The sequence below is a fragment of the Serratia sp. NA_13 genome (genome assembly GCF_052691735.1).
The window spans coordinates 1-812 of record NZ_JBQZFV010000032.1 but is presented as its reverse complement, the minus strand read 5'-3'; the positions used below and the strand labels follow the sequence as shown (position 1 = coordinate 812).

Genomic DNA, 812 nt, shown 5'->3' with positions numbered 1-812 from the left:
TCTTCACGCTTGATACCACGCAGCAGAACACCAACGTTCTCACCAGCACGGCCTTCGTCCAGCAGTTTGCGGAACATTTCAACGCCAGTACAGGTAGACTTAACGGTGTCTTTGATACCCACGATTTCAACTTCTTCGCCAACTTTAACGATACCGCGCTCAACACGACCGGTAACAACGGTACCACGACCGGAGATGGAGAATACGTCTTCGATTGGCAGCAGGAACGGCTTGTCGATAGCACGCTCTGGTTCTGGGATGTAAGAATCCAGGTGACCAGCCAGCTCGATGATTTTAGCTTCCCACTCAGCTTCGCCTTCCAGTGCTTTCAGCGCTGAACCACGAACAACCGGCAGGTCATCACCAGGGAAGTCATAAGCAGACAGAAGTTCACGAACTTCCATTTCTACCAGTTCCAGCAGCTCTTCATCATCAACCATGTCACATTTGTTCATGAATACGATGATGAAAGGAACGCCAACCTGACGACCCAGCAGGATGTGCTCACGGGTCTGAGGCATAGGGCCATCAGTCGCAGCAACAACCAGGATAGCGCCGTCCATCTGAGCAGCACCGGTGATCATGTTTTTAACGTAGTCGGCGTGCCCTGGGCAGTCAACGTGCGCGTAGTGACGAGTCGGGGTGTCATATTCAACGTGAGAAGTGTTGATGGTGATACCACGAGCTTTTTCTTCTGGCGCGTTATCGATCTGGTCGAAAGCACGTGCAGAACCGCCGTAGGTTTTAGCCAGAACGGTAGTGATTGCTGCAGTCAGGGTAGTTTTACCGTGGTCAACGTGGCCGATAGTACC

1 protein-coding gene is annotated in these 812 nt (G+C 52.1%); it reads right to left on the bottom strand.

The genetic code is table 11. The features are described 5' to 3' along the window. Positions 1-812: elongation factor Tu (gene tuf, locus ACUTSU_RS22465; RefSeq protein ID WP_445654747.1), on the bottom strand; the 812-nt coding region annotated here is incomplete at both ends.